The 22,700-nt window shown below is 70.1% G+C and carries 18 protein-coding genes; 8 read left to right on the top strand and 10 right to left on the bottom strand.

The features are described 5' to 3' along the window. Positions 1–76 precede the first annotated feature (76 nt). Positions 77–592, bottom strand: a complete 516-nt coding sequence (locus ABD333_RS23860; RefSeq protein WP_344544261.1) for a hypothetical protein — start codon at positions 590–592, stop codon at positions 77–79. Positions 593–953: 361 nt separating this feature from the next. On the opposite strand from ABD333_RS23860, the gene ABD333_RS23855 reads away from it, so the two are divergent. Both ABD333_RS23855 and ABD333_RS23850 read left to right on the top strand, forming a co-directional pair. Continuing rightward, positions 954–1,637 carry a hypothetical protein gene (locus ABD333_RS23855; RefSeq protein ID WP_344544260.1) on the top strand — a complete coding sequence of 228 codons (684 nt, stop codon included), beginning with the start codon at positions 954–956 and terminating at the stop codon, positions 1,635–1,637. A gap of 408 nt (positions 1,638–2,045) precedes the next feature. Then, entirely contained in the window at positions 2,046–2,249 is a 204-nt protein-coding gene (locus tag ABD333_RS23850) for a cold-shock protein (RefSeq protein WP_344544258.1), read from the top strand. 11 nt (positions 2,250–2,260) lie between these two features. Here ABD333_RS23850 and ABD333_RS23845 read toward each other — a convergent pair whose 3' ends face one another. Next, positions 2,261–2,767 (bottom strand): hypothetical protein, encoded by a 507-nt coding sequence (locus ABD333_RS23845; RefSeq protein ID WP_344544256.1) that lies wholly within the window; start codon positions 2,765–2,767, stop codon positions 2,261–2,263. 405 nt (positions 2,768–3,172) lie between these two features. On the opposite strand from ABD333_RS23845, the gene ABD333_RS23840 reads away from it, so the two are divergent. The 5 genes from ABD333_RS23840 (at position 3,173) to ABD333_RS23820 (ending at position 8,802) form a co-directional block, all read left to right on the top strand. Next, positions 3,173–4,699, top strand: coding sequence for a tetratricopeptide repeat protein (locus ABD333_RS23840; protein WP_344544254.1), 1,527 nt, complete (start codon positions 3,173–3,175; stop codon positions 4,697–4,699). Then, entirely contained in the window at positions 4,696–5,925 is a 1,230-nt protein-coding gene (locus tag ABD333_RS23835) for an ATP-binding protein (RefSeq protein ID WP_344544252.1), read from the top strand. Before ABD333_RS23840 ends, ABD333_RS23835 begins: the two co-directional genes overlap by 4 nt. Before the next feature lie 220 nt (positions 5,926–6,145). Beyond that, positions 6,146–6,376 carry a hypothetical protein gene (locus tag ABD333_RS23830; protein WP_344544250.1) on the top strand — a complete coding sequence of 77 codons (231 nt, stop codon included), beginning with the start codon at positions 6,146–6,148 and terminating at the stop codon, positions 6,374–6,376. Positions 6,377–6,949: 573 nt separating this feature from the next. Further along, positions 6,950–8,446 (top strand): hypothetical protein, encoded by a 1,497-nt coding sequence (locus tag ABD333_RS23825; RefSeq protein ID WP_344544248.1) that lies wholly within the window; start codon positions 6,950–6,952, stop codon positions 8,444–8,446. Further along, entirely contained in the window at positions 8,443–8,802 is a 360-nt protein-coding gene (locus ABD333_RS23820; protein ID WP_344544247.1) for a DUF6086 family protein, read from the top strand. The genes ABD333_RS23825 and ABD333_RS23820 overlap by 4 nt, the downstream gene beginning before the upstream one ends. 125 nt (positions 8,803–8,927) lie before the next feature. Here the strand turns inward: ABD333_RS23820 and pta are convergent, their stop codons facing one another. The 8 genes from pta to ABD333_RS23780 all read right to left on the bottom strand — a co-directional run bounded on the left by pta (position 8,928) and on the right by ABD333_RS23780 (position 21,262). Continuing rightward, positions 8,928–10,988: a phosphate acetyltransferase gene (pta, locus tag ABD333_RS23815; protein ID WP_344544246.1), complete on the bottom strand. Its 2,061-nt coding sequence runs from the start codon at positions 10,986–10,988 to the stop codon at positions 8,928–8,930. Further along, complete coding sequence (locus tag ABD333_RS23810) at positions 10,985–12,757, bottom strand: GMC family oxidoreductase N-terminal domain-containing protein (protein ID WP_344544244.1); 1,773 nt, start codon at positions 12,755–12,757, stop codon at positions 10,985–10,987. The genes pta and ABD333_RS23810 overlap by 4 nt, the downstream gene beginning before the upstream one ends. Next, positions 12,757–13,509, bottom strand: coding sequence for a hypothetical protein (locus ABD333_RS23805; RefSeq protein ID WP_344544242.1), 753 nt, complete (start codon positions 13,507–13,509; stop codon positions 12,757–12,759). Before ABD333_RS23805 ends, ABD333_RS23810 begins: the two co-directional genes overlap by 1 nt. Before the next feature lie 72 nt (positions 13,510–13,581). Continuing rightward, on the bottom strand, positions 13,582–13,794 hold the full coding sequence (locus tag ABD333_RS23800) for a biotin/lipoyl-binding carrier protein (RefSeq protein ID WP_344544241.1): 213 nt from the start codon (positions 13,792–13,794) through the stop codon (positions 13,582–13,584). Between the two features lie 56 nt (positions 13,795–13,850). Next, complete coding sequence (locus ABD333_RS23795; protein ID WP_344544240.1) at positions 13,851–16,226, bottom strand: phosphoketolase family protein; 2,376 nt, start codon at positions 16,224–16,226, stop codon at positions 13,851–13,853. Between the two features lie 25 nt (positions 16,227–16,251). Continuing rightward, on the bottom strand, positions 16,252–17,604 hold the full coding sequence (locus ABD333_RS23790) for an acetyl-CoA carboxylase biotin carboxylase subunit (RefSeq protein ID WP_344544238.1): 1,353 nt from the start codon (positions 17,602–17,604) through the stop codon (positions 16,252–16,254). 87 nt (positions 17,605–17,691) lie between these two features. Then, complete coding sequence (locus ABD333_RS23785; RefSeq protein ID WP_344544237.1) at positions 17,692–19,608, bottom strand: glycoside hydrolase family 15 protein; 1,917 nt, start codon at positions 19,606–19,608, stop codon at positions 17,692–17,694. Positions 19,609–19,687: 79 nt separating this feature from the next. Then, entirely contained in the window at positions 19,688–21,262 is a 1,575-nt protein-coding gene (locus ABD333_RS23780; protein WP_344544697.1) for a long-chain-fatty-acid--CoA ligase, read from the bottom strand. Between the two features lie 191 nt (positions 21,263–21,453). Here ABD333_RS23780 and ABD333_RS23775 point away from each other — a divergent pair, with 191 nt between their 5' ends. After that, the gene (locus ABD333_RS23775; protein WP_344544236.1) at positions 21,454–22,686 is read left to right on the top strand and encodes a cytochrome P450; all 1,233 of its coding nucleotides are present in this window, start codon (positions 21,454–21,456) and stop codon (positions 22,684–22,686) included. Positions 22,687–22,700 lie beyond the last annotated feature (14 nt).

Raw genomic sequence — 22,700 nt, 5'->3', positions numbered from 1 at the left:
AGAGGCCCTGGGCCGCTCATGTTGGCGGATGCCGGTCAGCCGCCGATCAGGCGGTGGCCTGGCCGACCCTGGTGGGTCATCCGTACGAGCTGCACTTGCTCGTCTGGTTGAACCGGTTCATGGTGCAGACCTTCATCGCGACGGAACGCAGAGGGGAGCCGCTGAAGGACGTGGAGACGACCTTGCCGTAGTGCTTGGCGGTCCCGATCCTGACGGTGTGCTTTTGCTGCCACTTGCCGTGGAGCTTCCAATACTGGAGGAACATGCCGGCCCGGTGACCGTCGCGCTTGGTGTCCTTCAGCGTGCCGCGCACCGTGACCTGGTACCACCCCTTCTTCTTGTAGGGACGCCAGCAGATCCGGGCGCTGCCCCAGGCGCCGGCTGCCGTCGACCGGTAGACGTTCCGGCAGGACCAGGCCTTGGCGGTCTGAGCCTCATCGCCATCGACCTCGACGACCTTGGGAGCGGCCGCGGCGGCGGTGAGCCGCTGCGGCGCTCCGGTGTCTCGTGCACTGGCGGCTTCGGCGGCCGGGCCGAGCGCGACACAGCCGCTCGCGGCGATGGCCGCCACCACCGTGGTGGTCTTCCGCATAGGTCAATCCCTTTCACATGGAGAGACGAGCCCTTCCCGTCTGGGCTCGGCAACGACTCTGGAGCGCTCGTGGCCGCCTTCCAAGGGGTGAACCCGCACGTGAACGATCACGAACAGCACTTGATCGCCGGGATCCCCGCGGTCGGCCCCACCGGTCCGGCCGACAGCGAGTGGAACGTCACAGTGATAGCTGGCGTCCAGTGGAACGTCACAGTGACGGCGTGCGTATAAGTCGGCAGTGGAAGCAAGGGTGTAAGGGGCTGGAGCGCCAATGCATGACGAGCCGAAACCGGATCCGTCGCTGGTTCACACGGCGGCTGAGTTCATGACCTGCCTGCGGCAACTCAAAGCGGCGTCAGGCTTGTCGTTTCGGGAGCTGGAACGGCGCGCGACCGCCAACGGTGATTCACTGCCCGCCAGCACCGCGGTCACGGCCCTGGGCCGGGATACCCTGCCGCGCCAAGACCTGCTGGCCTCCCTCGTACGGGCCTGCGGAGGCGACGACCACGACGTCGCACAATGGCTGCACCACCGTCGGCGGCTGGCCGTCCTGCGAGCCGGCGACAACTCCGCCGACAGCCACCACCAGCCCAAGCCAGCCACCGCGGTACCTCCGCCGCGCCCGGCCATCGACTCACAGCACCCACCAGCTCGTCCCCAACGCCACCGAGAAGCATTGCCCGTGCTGGCGGTAGCCGTGCCCACTGCGCTGACGGCCACCGCACTCACCCTCAGCCTCGCCCTCAACTTCAACTACGCCGCCGGGCGACCCCATAGTCCGTCCCCCAGCGGCGAGGTGCCCGCCCCGTTCAGCCTCGCACCGGCGACCACGACCCCCACCACAACGCCAACCCGGACCGTCACTGTCACTCCCACCAGGTCCGGCACCACGCCCGTCCGACGCGGCAGCACACCGCCCCGAACAGCCAAGCCCGTGCCCTCCAAGAAAACCCCCAGCCCACCTCCCTACAGCGGTGGCCCGTATCCGGCCCCGCGAGGCGGCGGCGTCTCCCCAGACCCCCGCGCCGACACGCCCGTGGAGTAGACGACTGCAGGCGGTGTGCTGGCGCAGTTCTGGATCGCCGGGACTACGCCTCTGGAGGCGTTGACCCGCTGGCTGTCGAGCGACTATCTCCAACGTGGATCTCGGATCGGGGGCTGGTGATCTCCCCAATTTCGGATGCGGGCTGAGGGGGCCGGCATGTTCGGTCCGGGGGTGGAGATGACCGTCCCGGAGCTTGCCGTCCGGTCCCCGGGAATGCGTCGGCGGCTCCGGTGGTTATACCCAACAGCTGGAAGTTTCGGTGTAGGTGGTTTTGTCCCGCGCACCCGCAGATTCTGGGGTGACGCGGCTGTTTCTTTTGCGAGAGATGGTGCGGTTCCGCTGCTGTGACAGCCGGTCGGTGATCCGTTACCTGCGGACCGCCTCCATCTCTGACAAGGGAGACATCACATGGCACAGGGAACTGTGAAATGGTTCAACGCCGACAAGGGCTTCGGCTTCATCGCCATCGACGGCGGCGGCCCTGATGTGTTCGTCCACTTCTCCGCCATCGAGGCGGGCGGCTTCCGCAGCCTGGAAGAGGACCAGCGCGTCGAGTTCGACCTCAGCCAGGGCCCCAAGGGCCCGCAGGCCGAGGCCGTCAAGCCCCTCTAAAACGCCTTGGCTCACGGCACCACACCGTGACCTGTAGAGCATGTGCAGCCCCCACCCGTTGCCGGGTGGGGGCTGCTGCTCATTTCAGCCCTTCCGACTCTGGTGACGCGCCAGGGCCAGGGCGATTTCCTTCTGGGCAGGCGACGGGCGGAACGGTCGTCATCGAGGTCGGCGAGCAGGCCGGTCACCACCTCGGTGGCCAGCGCGGCGGTATCAGCGGCCGAGCCGAGCTTGGCGTCGGCGAACCGGTTGGACAGCAGGGCGATGTAGCCGATCTGCGCGGCGGCGTGGGCGTTGTCGGCGTTCTCCCTCAGCAGGCGCCGGTAGCCGTGTTCAGCCCGCTTGAAAGGGCCGTCCTTAAATAGCTTGTCAGGGTCGGCGGACGACGGAACAGCGGCGAACGCGCGCTCGCCACCCGCACCCAGCAGCGGCAGCATGGTGCCCACCGCGGCGGCCAGCCCCGCACGTTGCAGAAACTTACGCCGATTCACTCCCTGGGCGACTCCTTCTTCGTGCACAGCGGCTCCTCAGTTCACCGATGTCAGCGGCGTTCTGCGGCACACGCGCCTCGCCACAGAAACCGGAATCATGGAACCAACGCCGTCGTTTCCTCGGTGTTACCGTCCCGCCCCAGCCATGCAGCCTCGGCGCTCAGGAGGATCGGCGTCCGGACTACGGCCCGACGACCAGCCGTCGTCGTCTCAGATTCGCCTTGCAGCGCGACTGCCGTATTTCTTCAAGCAAGCGCTCCAGCACATCCCGGCGGCGAAGGATGTCTCGTCGAAGGCTGCGTAGGTGTTCTCCGGCATCTGAGCGCCCTACCGTCGCGGGCTTTACGCTGAGCCGCGCGTAGGAAAGGGAAGCCTCAAGGGGACCCTTCTGCGGGTTGCTGGCTCCTCGCTGAGCGGCTATAGGGTGCCGAGGTGGAGATCGACGGTCGGCTGGGGCGTGCGCAGGCTTTGCTTGAGGTCGGCCGGACCCGCCAGGCCCGTGAGCTCGCGGCTGGGGTGGTGGCCGAGCGCCCCTCCGATGTCGAAGCGTTGTGTCTGGTGGCCGAATGCCTCAGCCGCGAGGGTGACGATCGGGTGATGCTGGCGGCGGCGGAGCGCGCGGTCGCGGCAGATCCCGCGTATGAACATGCTCATCGGCTGCGTGCGCTGGCGCTGGTCAGGCTGGAACGCGGTGCGGATGCTGTTGCGGCGGCACGCGAGGCGGTGCGGTTGGCGCCCGGCACCTGGCAAGGGCAGGTGATGCTGGCGCTCGCGCTGATTGGTGAACAGGGTCAGCGGCGTCGGGCGTTCGGGGCCTGCCGTCAGGCGATCGCCCTCGCGCCGGACGAGGCGGAGCCACACTTCGTTCAAGGGCTCGTACGGCACGCCTCCGGGTCGTCCTTCGCGGCACGGCGATCTTATGGGCGGGCACTGCGGCTTGACCCGCAGCACTCAGGGGCGCTGGAAGGCCTTGGCCGGTTGCACTTGCGGGCGGGTCGACCGGTGAGCGCGCTCCGGCATTTCCGGGCGGCGGCCGCGGTCGATCCGACCGGTGTGGCCGGTGTGGCGCATGCGGAGCGTGTGATGTTCGCTGCGCTGAACATCAGCGTGCTGACGACGTTCTTCGCTGCTTTCGTCCTGATCTTTGGAGTTCTCCCAGGCGCGTGGGCGGTGGCGGCGACGCTGGTGGCATTCGGAGTGTGGTGGCTCTGGCGGGCCGGGCGGGCGTTGCCGCCGCCGCTGCGGCCGACCGTGCGGGGATGGTTGCGCAGCAACCCGCGGTTCGCCGTGCGCGTGTGGTCTGCCGGCGGTTTTCTCGCGGTGGGGATGGCCTGCGGCATAGCGTCCGCGGTAATGCTGCCGGCGGACGGGCCGCTGCCGCCGGGCCCGACGATCGCGATCGCGGTCACGCCGATGGTGGCTTTGCTGGTGGCCGCTGCAATGATCAAGACTGTGGACACGCGGGCCGACCGCACCCGTCCCATCGTCGACCAGGGCGATCCGTTGGTCCAAGTGACAGAGGCGGGCTGGACCAAGCTGGTCTATTTCTGGCTGTACCGGGCGGGTGTGCTGGCATTCGTGCCGGTGTTCGTCCCGGCGACCTCGCCAGAGGCGTTTGGGTGGGCCGAACGTGCCGGGATCGGATTGCCGATCATCGCCGTCTTGGCACTGTACGGCCGGCATGTGCTGAGGCGCAGACCCGGGGCCATCGGTGTGTCCTGGGAACGTTTTCCGCGGGAGATCTCCGTGCTGTTCCCTGTCGGCGTGGTGATCTGTGTCGGCTACCTGCTGCTGTTCGTGGTGATGCCGTCGTCGGACTGGCTGGCCGACGCCGTAGTGGCCCCGTTCATGGCGGTGCTGTTCTTCGTGCCGGTCCAGCTGTGGTGGATGGTGTATCGGCTGGTGCGGGCACTGCGCCCCAGAACGACCTCGGCCGGGCGATCGGAGGGGCCCGCATGACCGACGACGCCGATGGCGCCCTTATCGTGAGCCTGATCAACGCCGTGTCCGCCCAGCCCGACGACGTACCACTCCGGTTGCACCTGGCCCTGCTGCTGGTGAACGCTGACCGGACGGACGAGGCTGTGGCGCACATCGCGGCCGTTCTGCAGCGAGAGCCCGACAACGCTGCGGCCCGCGACCTCATGAGCCGAGCACTCACCCTGACCGTGGACCGCCCAACCCGCGAAGAGACCTCACAGGACGACACCCTGGCCGCCTACGAACAGGAACTGGCCGATGTCGTACCGCCCCGGTTCGCCCCCGCGTCGGAACATCACGACAAGGTCACCGGCGACGACGACAACCTCTTCGATGTGGAACGCCCCAGAGTGACGCTGGCCGACGTCGGCGGGCTGGTCGAGGTGAAACAGCGTCTGGAGCTGGCGTTCCTGGCGCCGCTGCGAAACCCGCAGCTGCGCGGCCTATATGGCAAGAGCCTGCGCGGCGGACTCCTGCTGTACGGGCCACCCGGCTGCGGCAAGACATTCCTGGCCCGCGCCATCGCCGGTGAACTTCGGGCCAGGTTCGTGTCGGTGTCGCTGACCGACGTGCTGGACATGTGGCTGGGCAACTCCGAACGCAACCTGCGCGAGCTCTTCCAAGCCGCCCGGCGCAACACGCCGTGCGTGATGTTCCTGGACGAAGTGGACGCGCTGGGGCTGAAGCGCACCCAGACGGCCTCCACCGGAATGCGCACCACCATCAACCAGCTGCTCGCCGAACTGGACGGGATGCAGGGCGACAACGACGGGCTGTTCGTGCTGGCCGCCACCAACGCCCCCTGGGACGTAGACCCGGCGTTGCACCGTCCGGGCCGGCTGGACCGGACCATGCTGGTCCTGCCGCCCGACGCACCGGCGCGCGCCGCGATCCTCCGCTACCACCTGCGCGAACGCCCGATCGCCCAGATCGATCTGGACGCCTTGGTGGCCGCGACCGAGCACTGGTCCGGAGCGGACTTGGAGCACCTGTGTGACAGCGCGGCCGAGTACGCCATGCACGACTCCATCACCACCGGCCACGTGCGCATGATCGAGCAGAAGGACTTCCGAAACGCCCTGCGCGACCTGCGCCCCTCCACCGGCCCCTGGCTGGAAACGGCCCGCAACGTGGCCATGTTCGCCAATACCGACGGTCAGTACGACGATCTGGCGGCCTACCTGCGCCACCGAAAACTCCTCTGACCCTTGCGCGGGAGTCGGTCACTAGCACCACCGGAACGCCCATTGAGCAGGCTCGGCCCGGGATACGGCGCCTTCCGCCGGGGGCGCCTACGAGCTGCTCCAGGGGCAGCTCCACGCCTCCGTGGCGCGCGGCCTTCCCGCCTCCGAGGACTGAGCCCCGAGCCATATGGCGCCGCCCGGCCTGGATTCGTTCGAAGGCCCACAACAGCGTGAAGTAGGCATGTCTGACCTTCTGGCGGGCGAAGTCCGGGTCAGGTTGGGTTGGGCCGTGAACAAGGGTGCCGAGGGCATCGCGCGCTTCGGCGACCTGCCCGCTGGTCAGGTCTTCGTGCAGGGAACGCGCCAGCTCGTAGTAGTCGTGCCGTCGGTTCAACGCGTAGACCACCATCATTGCGGTGACGGTGATGAGCGCGGAGACCGCGCTGGGAATCCAGTTCATCGCCTCGGCTGATCTCCTTCATCCGGCGTCACCGGCGCGGACGGAAGCAGGGCGTGGTCGGGCAGACGTGCCAGCGGCGGGCGCTGTGTTGCGCTGGGGCACTGGTCGGACGATGGTGAGCCTTCTCTGGTTCCCGTACGCAACGTCCTCGGGTGTCGGCCGGCTGAGTTCCACGGGAGTTCGAGGCGATCGTCCGCGGTGAGCCCGCACCACGAGCCGTACAAGGGTCCCAGCAGGCCCCGCCATCGCTACGGCGACATCAAGCAGGTCACTGGTGAACACGGTGGTCCTTGGATGTGGCCTGGCTTCAGCGGAGGCGAGCTTCCCTGTCTTGACCCTGTTGTCTGACTTGTGAAATAGGTCTGGTTGGTCCAGTCGTGGACGCGTAGCGTTTCCGCTGATGTCACACACGTCCCAGGCCTGCATCCCTGTGGTGTCGGGTGGACTGCCTGGAATCCAGGGTCGGCTGCCTCAGCGCCCGGGGTGATCACGTTCGTTCCTGTGGTGAAGGTTGGAATACGGTGAGTGCCCTTCTCACCCCCGTCAACGCTCCGCTGATCGGTGTGCGGGCCTGGTGGTGGTCTGATGGCGCGGGCTGAGGAGGCGGCGGCGCGGTTGCCTCAGGTCAAGCAGCTGGCCGAGCAGCATGGGAACGCGTTGCGGTCCTCGTTCGGGCTGTTGCTGGAGGGCGCGTTGGTCGGCCCGGCCGCCGACCGGCTCCTGGAAGACCTGGCGGACCGGCATCGTGATGTGCGCGCGGGGTTCTATGCGGCGTTCGATGCGGTAGACCGGCTCGCCGCGCAGGCCGAGGGCGGACCACCCCGCGGCGGTGAACTCTACATTCCAGGACCACCGCGCGGTGGTCGCCGCGCATCCGTGGATGTGCGCAGTGCCTCGCCCGACGGACTGCACCGGCTCGGTGTAGAACTGGGCCGCGCGGGCCGCGAGTGGGAAGACGCCGGTGGCGCACTGGTGCGGATCTTGGACGGTCTGGGCTTGAACACCGGTCCGGGCCATGGGGTCCGGCGTGCCGGGACCTGGGTGGCCGGACAGCAGCAGGATGTGCAACGGCGGCGCGATGAACTTCTCAAGGCCGATCGGGACGCGGCGGTGCAGGCCGCGGTGCAATCGGCCATGGGCGTGGTACGCGGCCTGGCCAGGGGCCTCGGGCAGGACGGTGACCGCAAGGGACCGTGGGAGACCGCGCTCAGGAAGACCTGGCATGACTACACCCACCGGTATCTGGCGGGGGTGTGGGACGGCAGCAAGGATCTGGGGCTGTACGCGCTGGCCAGCAATCCGGCGACCGCGCCTGTTTACATGATGACCGACTGGGGCGGCTGGGTGCGGCGGGGGCCGGTCGGCCAGGCCAAGGGCCTGGCTCAGGGCGCGCAGCACCCGGTCGAGTTCGGCAAGGCGATGGTCAACTGGGACCTGTGGAAGAAGGACCCGCTGCGCGCCTACGGAACCATGGTCCCCTCCATCATCATCGGCGCCGCCACCATGGGCACCGGCTCGGGCAGCGGCGCCGGCAGCCGCCTCGCCGCCGCCCTCGGGAAAACCAAACCCAAAACCCCGAGTAGCACCACCAACCGCTCCGTACGGGCCCTCAACGACGCCGCCGATCAAAAAGGCAAAACCGACCCCCTCGGTAAGCAGATCCCGCCAGGAGGTGACTCGTCGCCCGGTGGTAAGCCGAGCACAGAGGGTCCGGTGGCCGGAGATGGGGCCGCGAAGATTCCGACCAGGCTTGAGGGCCGACGAGATTATGTCGTCGACGATCCTGATGTCCCCGGACGGACTATCACGGACATCGATCACATCGAAAAAGGGGTGCTCTGGGAGGAGAAGAGCGCCACGAATGCCGGAGACATCAACCGGTGGGTCGCCAAGCACATTGATAAGAAGTTCTCGTCATATCTCGACGCTCGGCAACACCTCTCCGGCTACGAGAAGGCTCCAATCGGATTCCGCTTCACCAGCTCGGGTGCCGATCCCGCATTTCGTGCTGCGGTAGAATCAGCCGTTGCGCGACTCCGTGCCGCACACCCCGGGGAAAAGATTCTATTGGAGTGGTCGTGAGCTACATCTTCGATGTCGGCGACGAAACCGTCTGGAGCCCGGCCCTGCGCGTCGGCAGGAGCTATGTCGCCCTGGCGGAGGCTACGGCAGCGGTGCTGGGGAAGGCGACCGGGCTCGAGGCGATCTCTGAGGACATGTATGACATCACACCCTCGGTCTTTGCCGATTTCACTCGCACCCTGCTGGCAGAGTACGAGCTCAGCAAGCATTTTGTCGGGCGCCAACTCCTGCACGGAGTCCTGCTCACCTCACTCGTCATAGTGCAGCGCAGCGGCATCGAGATTGTGCCGGAGACGGAAGAGCAGGAGAAGCTGTGGATTTCGATTCCGGAGTTTTCCAAATCCATGCCGACCTAAAGGCCGCAGCGCAATGATCGAGACGTGATGACTAGATAGGTCCCGATCGTCCCCAATGAAGCTGTCGCCTACCACTCGGCGACCTGCTCAAGGTCCTTCGCACGTGTCCTGGGCTTCGGCGGGGGTCAGGGTTTTGGGGTGAATCTGGTGGCCTGGGCGGCTTGGACGGCGGTTACGGCTACGGTGCTGACGATGTCTTCTACGGTCGCGCCGCGGGACAGGTCGTTCACTGGGTGGGCGAGGCCCTGGAGTACCGGCCCGATCGCCATCGCGCCCGCGCTGCGCTGGACCGCTTTGTAGAGGACGTTTCCCGTGTTGAGGTCCGGTACGACGAGGACCGTGGCCCGTCCGGCGACCTGGCTGCCCGGCAGTTTCGCGGCGGCCACCCCTGGGTCGAGCGCCGCGTCGTACTGGATCGGCCCTTCGACGAGCAGGCCGGGGCGGGCCGCTCGGACTAGGCCGGTGGCCTGCCGGACCTTCTCGACGTCCTGGCCCGCGCCGGACGCGCCCGTCGAGTACGACAGCATCGCGACGCGCGGTGTTATCCCGAAGAGTTCGGCGGTGGCCGCCGACGCGACGGCGATGGCCGCGAGCCGGGCGGCGTCGGGAGTGGGGTTGACCGCGCAGTCGCCGAAGACCAGCACCCGGTCGGCCAGGCACATGAGGAAGACGCTGGAGACCACCGCGCCGCCGGGCGCGGCCTTGATGATCTCGAACGCGGGCCGCAGCGTGCTCGCCGTCGGATGCGCGGCTCCCGACACCATGCCGTCGGCGAGGCCCAGCCGGACCAGCAGCGTGCCCGCGTACGACGCGTCGGTGACCGCGTCGTATGCCAGCTCGTAGGTCATCCCCTTGTGCGCGCGCAACTCGGCGTACTTCCTGGCGCAACGGGCGCGCAGGACGGGCTCCGCCGGGTCGAGGATCTCGGCGGCGGCGAGGTCCAGCCCGAGCCGGGCGGCGTGCGCGTGGATCCTCGCCGCGTCGCCGAGCAGGATCAGGTCGGCCGCGCGCCGGCGCAGCAGGATGTCGGCGGCGCGCAGCACCCGCTCGTCGCCGGACTCGGGCAGGACGACGCGCCGCCGGTCCACACGGGCCCGTTCGATCAGGCCGTGCCCGAACATCTGCGGGGTGACGACGGACGGCCGGTCCATGTGCAGGCGGCGGGCCAGCACCGAGCCGTCCACATGCGCGGCGAACAGCCCGAGCGCCGTCTCGATCTTGCCGGTGGCGGCCGGCGAGAACTGGCCGCGGACCGCCGCCAGCCGGGTCGCGGTCGCGAACGTGTCGGCATCGGTGGCGATCACCGGTAGCGGCTCGTCCATCGAGATGAGCAGCCGCAGCAGGGGGCCGGACAGCAGCTCCGCACCGGTGAGCACGACACCGGCGAGCGCCGGGAAGGCGGGCGAGCGGTGCGCGGCGAACAGTCCGGGCAGCACGGCCGCCGCGTGCTCGGCCGGGACGATGACGACGGCGCCGCCCGTCAGCCGGTCCAGGATGGACGGCAGCGACATCGCGCCGACCATGAGGTCGCGGACCGCCCCGCCGAGCCGATGCCCCCCGCCCAGTACGAGCCGCCCGTCGCACCCCGCCATCAGGTCGGCGACCGTCGGGTCGGTCAGCGCGGGGGTCTCCGGGATGGCGAACACGGGCGGCCCTTCGCCGCACGGTACGGCGCGGGAACAGCGGGTGACGATGGTCGCGAGCTCGGCCGCGTGCTCCCCGGCGAGCTCGCGGCGCGCGCTCGCGACCGCCTCCGCGATCTCGGCGGCGGACCGGTTCAGGCCGTTCACCGCCAGCACCACCGGCAGGCCGAGATGTGCCGCGAGCCGCGCGTTGAACGCCAGCTCCGTGCCCAGCCCGACGCCGCTGTGGTCGGTCCCGACGACCACGATGGCGGTGTGCCCGCGGGCCAGCCGGCCGTACCGGTCGAGCACGACCTCGATCGCCTTCTCGGCGTCGGCGTGCACGTCCTCGTAGGCGACCCCCACGCAGTCGGCGTACGGCGCGGGCGACCCGAAGCGGCTGCGAAGCGTCTCCACGAGCCGGTCCGGCTCACCGGCGCGGATGACCGGCCGGAACACGCCGACCGACCCCGTCTCGCGGACCAGCAGCTCGGCCAGACCGAGCGCGACCATGGCCTTGGTGCCCCCCGGATCGCGGGCGGCGAGGTAGACGCCGCAGGTCATGGCAGGCTTTCCAGCGCGTGCGTGATCCGCGGATCGGTGGAGACGACGGGTGCCTCTCGGCCCACCCACGGGTCGCCGCCGAAGTACCGTTGGAAGATCTTCTCAGCCGTCCGGGTGGCGAGGGCCTGCGATGCCGCGGTCGGGTTCGCGCCGCCCGCGCTGTTCGGCAGCGCCGAGTTGTCGGCGACGAACAGCCGCCGCACCCAGCGTGCCTCGCCGTCCGCGTCCAGGACCGAGTCGTCCGCCGAGTGCCCCATCCGCATCGACGACTGCGCGTGCAGCAGGATCGGCGGCCAGTCGATGCGGTACACGCGGCGCGCGCCCGCGCCCCGCGCGAGCTCGGCGGCGCGGCGCACGATGTGCTCCCGGTTCTCGTGGGTGCGGCGGGACCGGTTCCGCCGGGCGACGCGTACGCGGGGCACGGGACCGTGTTCGTCGGCGGGGAACGCCGACAGGGTGACGCGGTTCTGCGGTTCCACGTCGTCGTCGGTGTTCACGATGAGCGTCAGCATGCGGTTGGCGCCATTGCCGAACGCGTCCTTGAGTTCCGGGCCGATCAGCCGCCCGGCGGGGCCGTCCCAGGGCCCGAGCGTGCCGCGGCCGTTGTCGTAGTGGCCGCGCACCCCGCTGTCGCTGAAAGTCAGCGCGAACGCCTGCAGCCCCGGCGGCTGCCCGATGTGCTCCAGCCCGCCGCGGCCGGGGAAGTCGCAGCGGGCCGCGGACCCGGGGCCCTTGGTCGCACCGATGTCGTCGTCGAACAGCCCGATGATCGCGTCGAAGTCGTGGTCGGTGAAACCGCGCCCGACCCAGCCGTTCGGGTTCGGCAGTGCGCTGTTCAGCCACAGCCGCGGGTTCTCGATGCAGCCGCCCGCGAGCACGACGACCCGCGCGTCCTCGCGGTGGTGCTCGCCCGTCAGGGTGCGCCGCCAGGTCACGCCGGTCGCGACGGTCTCGCCGCCGCGCCGCTCGACGTGCACCCGGGTCGCGAACGCGTCCGGTTCGAGGGTGATCGCCCGGCCGTCCGGTGACCACGTGTCGGCGGTCAGCGCCATCGGCACGTAGCTGTTGTCCGTCGAACGCTTCGCGACGAGGTTGCGGGGTGCGCTGACCGGCTGCACGCAGCCCTGGGCACAGTGCCCGCACATCGTGCAGCCGGTCGCGAGCGGGTGCCGGAGCAGCGCCGAATCGGTCGTCAGGCCCGCGTTGCCGCCCGGCTGGAGGATGGCGTTCTCCTGCGGGCGGTAGGCGTCGCCCGTGACGTCCTTCCTCGTCTGCAACGGGATGCCGAGCTTCTCCGCGCCGGTGAAGAACACGGTCTCCTTGGTGCCCATCGCCGCCGTCTGGACCGGCAGCGTCTCCTCGATCCACTCCAGATACGGCACCAGTTCGGAATAGGCGAACGGGAACGGATGAGCGTGGTCGTAGGCCGTGCGGTCGGGCCCGCCGTACCCGGCGAACGCCCCCGGATACGGCCGGATGCAGTTGCCGAAGTAGTGCTGCGTGGTGCCGCCGACGCCCGACGACGCCCACACGAAGGAGTTCTGCGGCAGCTCCCGGTACCACGCGGGCCGCGAACGGTCGCTCGGCCCGAACCGCAGATAGCCGGTGAGCGGGTTGTTGGCGTCGTTCTCGTACGGCGACCACTGCGCGCGCGGGTCGGTCGCGTGCGCGCCCGCCTCCAGCAGCAGCACGTCGAGGCCGCGCCCGGCGAGCTCGGCGGCGACGACCGGACCGCCCGCCCCCGCCCCGATGATGATCACGTCGCGCATCACGCCTCCGTCTTCCGCCGGCCCTGGTAGTAGCCGCGCAGGTCGTCCCAGCCGTCGAGCGGCCCGTCGGGCTGGAAGCCGGTGAGGTCCCAGCTCAGCGGGCGCGCCCCGGTCGTCCGGGTCCGTGGGTCGAAGATCTGCCAGTCGATGTACGCGCCGATCGCCGCGAACTCCAGCAGCACCCCGCCGACATAGGTGAGCTGGCCGGCCAGCGCCGGCCGCAGCGGCTCGGCGGCGTGCGCGGCGATACGGTCCACCAGCCCGGGAACGGGATCTTCGAGCTGAGCGAAGACGCGTCCTTTCCCCATGGCCGTCAGCCGCGCGAACGGGGACGGGAAACGGTCGCCGTACGCGCTCGCCGGGTCGGTCTCCACCGCGAGGAAGCACAAGAGCAGCGCCAGCGCGTCGGTGAGGGGTACGGGTGCGGGCTCGTCCAGCAGTACGCCGGCCGCGTCGCCCAGCGAGACCGGAAGCGAGCCCAGCGGCGCCTTGTTCAATCCGGAGCGCAGACCCGCGGCGATGGGCCGCGAGAGCACGTCCGGGTTCTCCATGGAGAAGTCGATGCCGAGGATCAGGAAGTCGGGGACCTGCGACTCCAGCGCGCCGGACTCGGCGCGGGGCGTGCCCTGCGCCGCCGAGTGGGCGTCCCGGCCGGGGACGACGAAGGACGCCACTCCGGCGAAGGTGTCCCAGGTCAGCTCACGCAGGGCGGTGGTGATCGCGAGGTTCGAGGGTCGGGTGGGCGTTTGCATGATGGGTGCCGCGTTCCGTCTGGGATGGGGGCGGACGGCCCCCGCGGCGCGCTCACCGCCCCGCCGGGGACCTCATTCGATGACGGCGATCAGATCGCCCTCCTGGACCGTGGTGCCCTCCGCGACCGCGAGCCGCGCGACGACGCCGGAGTCCTCGGCCTCCACCGGGATCTCCATCTTCATCGACTCCAGGATCAGCAGCGTGTCGCCCTCGTCCACCTGATCGCCGACCTGCACGACGATCTTCCAGACGTTGGCCGCCATTTCCGCGTGGATCTCTGCCACCGCGACTCCTCTCGCTCTCTCGCAGCGTGGCAGCCGAACCGTGCGCTGTGAATGGTTCAGCACGGCCAGGTCCAGTCACGGACGGCGGGCGCGTCCTCGCCGTACTCGCGGGTGTGCGCGTGCTGCCGCAGCCGCTCGTCCACCATGTGCTGGCGGACGTAGGAGGCCCGGCCGCCGAGTCGCGGCACGTGGTCGATGACGTCGATGACCAGGTGGTACCGGTCGAGGTCGTTGAGCATGACCATGTCGAACGGCGTCGTGGTGGTGCCCTCCTCCTTGTAGCCGCGCACGTGCATGTTGCCGTGCCCGTGCCGGCGGTAGGCGAGCCGGTGGATGAGCCACGGGTAGCCGTGGAACGCGAAGATGATCGGCTTGTCGGTGGTGAACAGCGCGTCGAACTCGGAGTCCGGCAGGCCGTGCGGGTGCTCGCTCTCGGGCGGCAGCCGCATCAGGTCGACCACGTTGATGAGCCGCACTCTCAGCTCGGGGAAGTGCTCGCGCAGCAGCGCCGCCGCCGCGACCGTCTCCAGCGTCGGGACGTCCCCCGCGCAGGCCAGCACCACGTCCGGCTCGGCGCCGCCGTCGGTGCTCGCCCACGGCCAGATGCCGAGGCCGCGCGTGCAGTGCAGCACCGCCTCGTCCATCGACATCCAGTTCAACGCGGGCTGCTTGCCCGCGACGACGACGTTGACGTTGCCGACCGAGCGCAGGCAGCGGTCCGCGACGTACAGCAGCGAGTTCGCGTCCGGCGGCAGGTAGATCCGGACGACCTCGGCCTTCTTGTTGACGACGACGTCGAGGAAGCCGGGGTCCTGGTGGCTGAAGCCGTTGTGGTCCTGCCGCCACACGTGCGAGGTGAGCAGGTAGTTGAGCGAGGAGATCGGCCGCCGCCAGGGGATCTCGCGGCAGGTGCCGAGCCATTTGGCGTGCTGGTTGAACATCGCGTCCACGATGTGGATGAACGCCTCGTAGCAGGTGAACAGCCCGTGCCGGCCGGTGAGCAGGTAGCCCTCCAGCCAGCCCTGGCACAGGTGCTCGCTGAGGATCTCCATGACCCGGCCGTCGGCGGCGAGGTTCTCGTCGGTGGGCAGCAGCCCGGCCTGCCACGCCTTGCCGGTCGCCTCGAACACCGCGCCGAGCCGGTTGGAGGCCGTCTCGTCCGGGCCGGTGATCCGGAAGTTGTCGGGATTCGCGCGGATCACGTCCCGCAGGAACGTGCCGAGCACGCGGGTCGCCTCGTCGGTGCAGGTGCCGGGTTCCTTGACCGCGACCCCGTAGCCGCGGAAGTCGGGCAGCACCAGGTCGCGGCGCAGCAGGCCGCCGTTGGCGTGCGGGTTCGCGCTCATGCGCCGGTCGCCCTCGGGCGGCAGCGTCAGCAGTTCGGGTACGGGCCTGCCGTCGGCGTCGAACAGCTCGCCGGGGCGGTAGCCCCGCATCCAGCTCTCCAGGTCCGCGAGGTGCCCGGGGTTGGTGCGCACGTCGCCGAACGGCACCTGGTGGGCGCGCCAGGTGCCCTCGACGGGTTTGCCGTCGACTTCCTTCGGCCCCGTCCACCCCTTCGGGGAACGCATGATGATCATGGGCCAGCGGAGCGGCGCGTCCCCGGTCCTCGTGCCGAGGCGCGCCTCGCGCTGGATCAGTTCGATGTCGTCGAGCGCCCGGTCCATGGTCGCGGCCATCCGCTGGTGCGCGGTCGCGGGGTCGTCGCAGTCGACGAGGTACGGCTTGTGCCCGTAGCCCTCGAACAGCCGGATCAGGTCGTCCTCGGGGATGCGGGCGAGCAGCGCCGGGTTCGCGATCTTGTAGCCGTTGAGGTGCAGGATCGGCAGGACCGCGCCGTCGCGCACGGGGTCGAGGAACCGGGTGGAGTGCCAGCTCGCGGCCAGCGGCCCGGTCTCGGCCTCGCCGTCGCCGACGACGCACGCGACGACGAGGCCGGGGTTGTCGAACGCCGCGCCATACGCGTGCACCAGGGCGTAGCCGAGTTCTCCCCCCTCGTGGAACGAACCGGGCACCTCCGGCGCGACGTGGCTCGGAATGCCGCCGGGGAACGAGAACTGCCGGAACAGGCGCCGCATCCCTTCGGTGTCGCGCGGCACGGCCGGGTAGACCTCGCTGTAGGTGCCCTCCAGCCACGCGTTCGCCACGGCGGCCGGACCGCCGTGACCGGGGCCGAGCACGTACACCATGTCGAGGTCGCGGACCTTGATGACCCGGTTGAGGTGGGTGTAGAGGAAGTTCAGCCCGGGGGTGGTGCCCCAGTGGCCGAGCAGGCGCGGCTTGACGTGCTCGGGCCGCAGCGGCTCGGCCAGCAGCGGGTTGTCGAGAAGGTAGATCTGGCCGACGGAAAGGTAGTTGGCGGCTCGCCAGTGCGCGTCCAGCAGGCGGATCTCCGCCGTGCTCAATGGGCTCTGCTCGACCATCGTCGTCATCGGGATCCTCCTTGGACCGGACAGGTCAGGCCCTGGCCGGTTCCCGCATGCGGGCCACCAGACCGGTGTCGTAGGCGCCGTCCGCGAACTCCGGGTCGTCCAGGAGCTCCGCCAGGAACGGCAGGTTCGTCTTCGGGCCGGTGACCACGAAGTCGGCGACGGCCGCACGCAGCCGGGCGAGCGCCTGTGCGCGGTCCGTGCCGTGCGCGCAGAGTTTGGCCAGCAGGGGGTCGTAGAACGGGCTGACCGTGGTGCCCGCCGCGTACCCGGCGTCCACCCGGATGCCGGGCCCGGCAGGCTCGGACCAGGCGGTGATCGCCCCGGGGCTGGGCAGGAAGCGCTTGGGGTCCTCGGCGTACACGCGCAGTTCGATCGCATGCCCCGCCAGCCGGACGTCACCGGGGCCGAACGACGGCGGCCGGCCCGCCGCGACGAGGAGCTGCTGCTCCACCAGGTCGACACCGGAGACCAGTTCGGTCACCGGATGCTCGACCTGGAGCCGGGTGTTCATCTCCAGGAACGCGAACTCCTGCGCGGCCGGGTCGACCAGGCACTCGACGGTGCCCGCACCCTGGTAGCCGACGGTCTCTCCCGCCCGGATCGCCGCCGCGAGCATCCGCGCGCGCAGCGGCCCGGCGACACCCGGGGACGGCGTCTCCTCGGCGACCTTCTGGTGCCGCCGCTGCACCGAGCAGTCGCGTTCGCCGAACGCGACGACGGTGCCGTCGGTGAGGCCGAGGATCTGCACCTCGACGTGCCGGGCATGCTCGACGTACCGCTCCAGCAGGATCGACGGGTTGCCGAAGAAGCGGACCGCACCGCTGCGCGCCGTCTCGAACGCGGCCCGCAGCCGTGTCTCGTCGCGGGCGACGCTCATGCCGATGCCGCCGCCACCGCCCGACGCCTTCACCATCACCGGATAGCCGATGCGGCCGGCCTCGCGGACCGCGGCGTCGGCGTCGGCGACCGGCGCGCGGCTGCCGGGCGCGACGGGCACGCCCGCGTCCTCCATGAGATTGCGGGCGTTGATCTTGTCGCCCATCAGCTCGATCGTGGCGGGGGCGGGGCCGATCCAGGTGAGCCCGCCGGCGATGACCCGGCGGGCGAACGTCGCGTTCTCGGCCAGGAACCCGTAGCCGGGGTGGACGGCCTCGGCGCCGCTGCGCTTCACCGCCGCGAGCACCACGTCCATGTCGAGATAGCTCTCGGCGGGGCGCGGCGGCCCGATCGGCACGGCCTCGTCGGCCTCCCGCACGTAGGGCAGCCCGGCGTCCGCCTCGGAGTACACCACGACGGCGCGCAGCCCGAGCGCCTGAACGGTCCGGACGATCCGCCGGGCGATCTCGCCCCGGTTCGCGACGAGGACGGAGCGGAACATGCCGCCACCTTTATGGTGCGTTGAGAATGGTTCATTTCATACGGTTCTCAACGTACGGACCGACCTCGGGCCTGTCAACAGAGGAACTCAGAACTGCTGCTCGCCGTCCAGGGTGAGGGGCGGCAGGCCGCGCTCGGCGCGGATGACCTGCATGACGGCGTTGATCAGGGCCAGATGGGTGAACGCCTGCGGGAAGTTGCCGAGATGGCGGCCGGTGGACTGGTCGATCTCCTCGCCGTACAGCTGCAGCGAGCTCGCCAGCGACAGCAGCTTCTCGCACAGGCGCCGCCCACGCTCCACCTCGCCGATGATGATCAGCGCGGAGACCAGCCAGAACGAGCAGATCGTGAAGGTGCCCTCCTCGCCGTCCAGCGCGTCGTCGGTCTCGTCGGTGCGATACCGCAGCACGAGATCGTCCTCGGTCAGCTCGTCGGCGATCGCGAGGACGGTCGCCTTGACCCGCGGGTCGTCCGCCGGCAGGAAGCCCAGGATCGGGATCAGCAGCGCCGACGCGTCCAGCGTGGACGCGCCATAGCGCTGCACGAACACGCCGCGCTCGTCCACGCCGTGCTCCAGGATGTCCGCCTGGATCTCCGCGGCGGCCGCCCGCCAGGTCGCGGCCAGGTCGTGCTCCTCGCGCAGCGAGGCGAGGCGCGCGCCGCGCTCGGCGGCGAGCCAGCAGTAGACCTTGGACGAGACGAAGTGCTGCGGCGCGCCGCGCACCTCCCACAGCCCGCAGTCGGGCGCGCGCCAGTGCCGCAGCGCGCAGTCGACCTCGGTCCGCACGATGGTCCACTGCCGTTCGTCGAGCCGGTGCCGCAGGCCCACGTGCAGGTAGATCGAGCTGACCACCGCGCCCCACACGTCGTGCTGGGCCTGCGCGTGCGCGCCGTTGCCGATCCGGACGGGCCGCGCCCCGTCGTAGCCGTGCAGATGGCCGAGCGTCTCCTCGGGCAGGTCGGCGCGCCCGTCGATGCCGTACATGATCTGGAGACGGTGACCGGCGGTGACGGTGTCGGCGATGAAGTACAGGAACTCGTTGGCCTCCCAGTCGTAGCCGAGCGCGTACATCGCCCACAGGGTCATCGTCGCGTCCCTGATCCACGTGTACCGGTAGTCCCAGTTCCGCTCACCGCCCGGCGTCTCGGGCAGCGACGTGGTCGCGGCCGCCGCGATCGCGCCGGTCGGCGCGTAGGTGAGGCCCTTCAGCGTGATGACGCTGCGCTGCAGGAAGTCCGACCACCGGTGGTCGGGGAACCGGCCGCCGTCCAGCCAGCGCTGCCAGTGGTGGACGGTCCACAGCATGCGTTGCTGCGCCGCCTCGTACGTACGCGGCGGCGGATGCCCGCTCCACGACAGCGCGGCGAAGCGGCCCTCGCCCTCCTTGAGCAGCGTCCTGCCGAGCGCGAGGGAGTCGCCCTCGAAACCCAGCATCAGATCCGTCGTGAGCCGCAGCTCCAGGCCCGCGCCCGGCGCACGGGCCACCGCCTCGTGGTAGTCGTCGCCCACGTACTCCCAGACGGCGGGGGCGCGGCCGTAGTCGAACACCGGCGTGCAGTCCAGGCGGATCTGGACGCTCCCGCTGACGCAGCGCACGGTCCGCAGCAGGACGTGCTCGGCCTCGGTGTCGGTGGGCGCCCGCGTGTGCGCGGACGAGCGAAGCCCGCGGTGATGCCAGGGGCCGGCGAGGAGCGCGTCCAGCACCACGACCCAGCCGCGGCCCGTCCACCAGCTCGTCTCCAGCACCATCGTGCCGGGGATGTAGCGGCGCTGCGCGGGCCGCCGGATCTCGGCGGGACCCAGCCGGAACGTTCCCGCGTCGCGGTCCAGCATCGCCCCGAACACGCTCGGGGAGTCCATCCGGGGCAGGCACATCCATTCCACCTGCCCGTCCGCCGCGATGAGCGCGGTGGTCTCGCAGTCGGAGAGGAACGCGTACTCGGCGATCGGGGGAAAGGGGCTGAATCCGTACGCCCCGTCCATTCCGGCGGGTGGCGGTGTCATGGGCCTCACGGTAGGCGCGGCTCCGCGCAGTGGATAGAGCGGACCCACGGCCCTCTCGCGGCACATTCCGTCGCGCCGGCTACAGCTCGCGCTTGAGGATCTTGCCGGTCGCGGTCATCGGCAGCCGGTCGCGGAACTCCACCAGCCGCGGCCGCCATGCGTCCGGCAGCTCGGCGGCGCACCAGCTCAACAGGGTCTCGCCGGTGATCGTCGCGCCCCGCGACCGGACGACGTACGCCTTGATCTCCTCGCCGAGCGCGTCGTCCGGTACCCCCGCCACGGCCGCCAGGCTCACCTCCGGATGCGAGATCAGCACTTCTTCGACGTCCCGCGGATAGACCCGGACCCCGTCCCGGATGATCAGGTCACGGGACCGGTCCACGATGAAGTAGTGGCCCTCGGCGTCGCGGCGCGCGATGTCGCCGGTCCGCAGCCAGCCGTCGCGCAGTACCTCGGCCGTCTCGTCCGGGCGGTTGTAGTAGCCCTTCATCACGTTGTGCCCGCGGATCGCGATCTCGCCCGGCCCCGGCCCCTCGATGTCGGCCCAGTTGGGGTCGATGAGCTTCATCTCGACGCCCCAGATCGGCAGCCCGATCGACCCGGCCTTCGCCGGGCGGTCGACCCGGTTGAACGCGGCGACCGGCGAGGTCTCCGACAGGCCGTAGCCCTCCAGGACGTCCACCCCGAACCGGTCGGCGAAATCCCGCAGCACCGCACCCGGCAGCGCCGCGCCGCCGGACACCGCGATGCTGAGGTCGGCCGCCATCCGCTTCACGTCCAGCGCGCCGAGGTCGGGGTGCTCCAGCATCGCCCAGTACATCGTCGGCACACCGGCGAAGAACGTGATCCGGTGCCGCTCCATCAGCGCGAGGGCGGTGTCCGGCGCGAACCGCGGGAGCAGGACCAGCGTCGCCCGCCGCAGGAAGCCGGTGTTCATGCAGACCGTCTGCCCGAACGAGTGGAACAGCGGCAGCGCCGCCAGGTACACGTCGTGCTCGGCGCGCGGGAACATCGAGTCGGTGACCAGCGCGTTCAGCACCATGTTCGCGTGGCTGAGCTCGGCGCCGAGGGCGAGCCGCCCGGACGTGCCGCTGCCGTAGAGGATGACCGCCGTCTCGGTCGGCTCCGTCGCGACGGTGTCGAACGTGCCGGGGAGGCCGGCCAGGGCCGTCCACAGCGTCTCCCCGTACTGCCCCCCGACGTCCTGACCACCCGGATTCTGGTCCCCCGCGTCCTGGCTGGCCGGGGCCGGCAGGGTGATGAAGTGCTCGCACGCCACGGCCCGCTGGAAGGCGGTGAAGCCGCGCTCGCCGAGAGGCAGATCGGGGGTGCCCTCGAAGCAGAAGAACGCCCGCGCGTCGCAGTCGTCGAGGTGGTAGGTGATCTCCCACGACTGGAGGAGCATGTTCAGCGGTACGACGACGGCCCCCGCCTTGAGGACGCCGTAGTAGACCATGGGGAAGTACGGCAGGTTGGGGCAGCACAGGGCCACCTTGTCGCCGGGCCCGATGCCCCGGCTCGCCAGCAGGTTCGCGACCTGGTTGGCGACCGCGTCGACGCCGGCGTACGACAGCCGCAGGTCGCCGAAGACGACGGCGTCCCGCTCCGGCTGCTCGCGGGCCGCGTCCTCCAGCACGACGGACAGGTTGAGCATCGCTCCCACACCCTTCGTCCGGCGGGCTGATCGGATTCTCATGGTCCGATCTTCGGTGAGCTCTTGCCAAGCGAACGTCCGGGTGCGGTCGTGGATTTCGCCGGGGCCGCTGTTGACAGGACGCGGTCGGAAGGCGTCTGGTGAGGACCCGGACGGTCGTCATCGGCCGTCATGAGCCGAGAGGCCTCGCCATGAGCGAGCAGACCCACGCCGGCATCGAGGCGTTCATGCCGTTCAATCCGCTGGACCCCGAGTTCGCGGCCAATCCCTACCCGCACTTCCAGCGCCTTCAGCACGACTCACCGGTGGTCAGGACGCCCGCCGGGATCTGGTACGTCACCCGCTACCACGACGTCGCCGCCGTCCTGCGGGACGCGAGGTTCGGGCACGGCGACGGCACGGTCGAGGAGGAGAAGCTCGGCTGGCTCGGCACCGCCTCCGGCGCGAGCGGCGAGAAGGTCCGCTCGTTCTTCGCCCTCGACCCGCCCGACCACGACCGGCTGCGCCGCATGGTCACCAAGGGCTTCAGCGCGCGCCGCGTCCAGCTGCTGGAGGAACAGGTCCAGCGGGTCGTGGACGAGCTGCTCGACGAGGCCCTGCGCAAGGACGAGATCGACGTCATGGCGGAGCTGGCCTACCCGCTGCCCGTCATCGTCATCTGCGAGCTGCTCGGCGTCCCGCCCGGCGACCGCGAGGTGTTCCACGGCTGGTCCGAGGCGCTCGCGCGCGGGCTCGACCCCGACTTCGTGCAGACCCCGCGGGACATCCAGGCGCGCGGCAAGGCGCTGCTGGAGTTCCGCGACTACTTCCTCGACCTTTCCGCCGCACGCCGCAAGGAGCCCGGTGAGGACCTGATCAGCGCGCTGATCCAGGTCGAGGAGGAGGGCGACATGCTCTCCGAGACCGAGCTGCTGACGACGTGCGTGCTGATGGTCATCGCGGGCGCCGAGACGACCGTCAACTTCCTCGGCAACTCGACGCTCGCGCTGCTCCGGCACCCGGACCAGCGCGCGTTGATGACCGACCGGCCCGAGGAGTTCCCCGCCGCGATGGAGGAACTGCTGCGCTACGACCCGCCGGTGCAGATGACGTTCCGCGTCGCGCTTGAGGACGTCGAGCTGCGCGGGGAGCACATCGCGAAGAACGACCTGGTCATCGTCGTGATGGGCGCGGCGAACCGCGATCCGGAGGTCTTCGACGACCCGGACCGGCTCGATCTGACCCGGCCGGTCGGGCGGCACCTGGCGTTCGGGCTCGGCACGCATTTCTGTTTCGGCGCGCCGCTCGCCCGGCTCCAGGGCCGCCTGCTGCTGCCCGACCTTTTCCGGCGGGCGCCGGGAATCACGCTGGTCGAGGACAAGGTGACCTACAAGCGCAACGTGCTGCTGCGCGGGTTGTCAGCGCTGCCCGTCCGGCTGCGCTGAGGCTCCTCCGGCGA

Origin of the sequence: Actinomadura fulvescens (genome assembly GCF_039533225.1) — a bacterium.
In the GTDB taxonomy this organism is placed as follows: Bacteria; Actinomycetota; Actinomycetes; order Streptosporangiales; family Streptosporangiaceae; genus Spirillospora; species Spirillospora fulvescens.
This window is presented reverse-complemented; position numbering and strand designations above follow the sequence as displayed.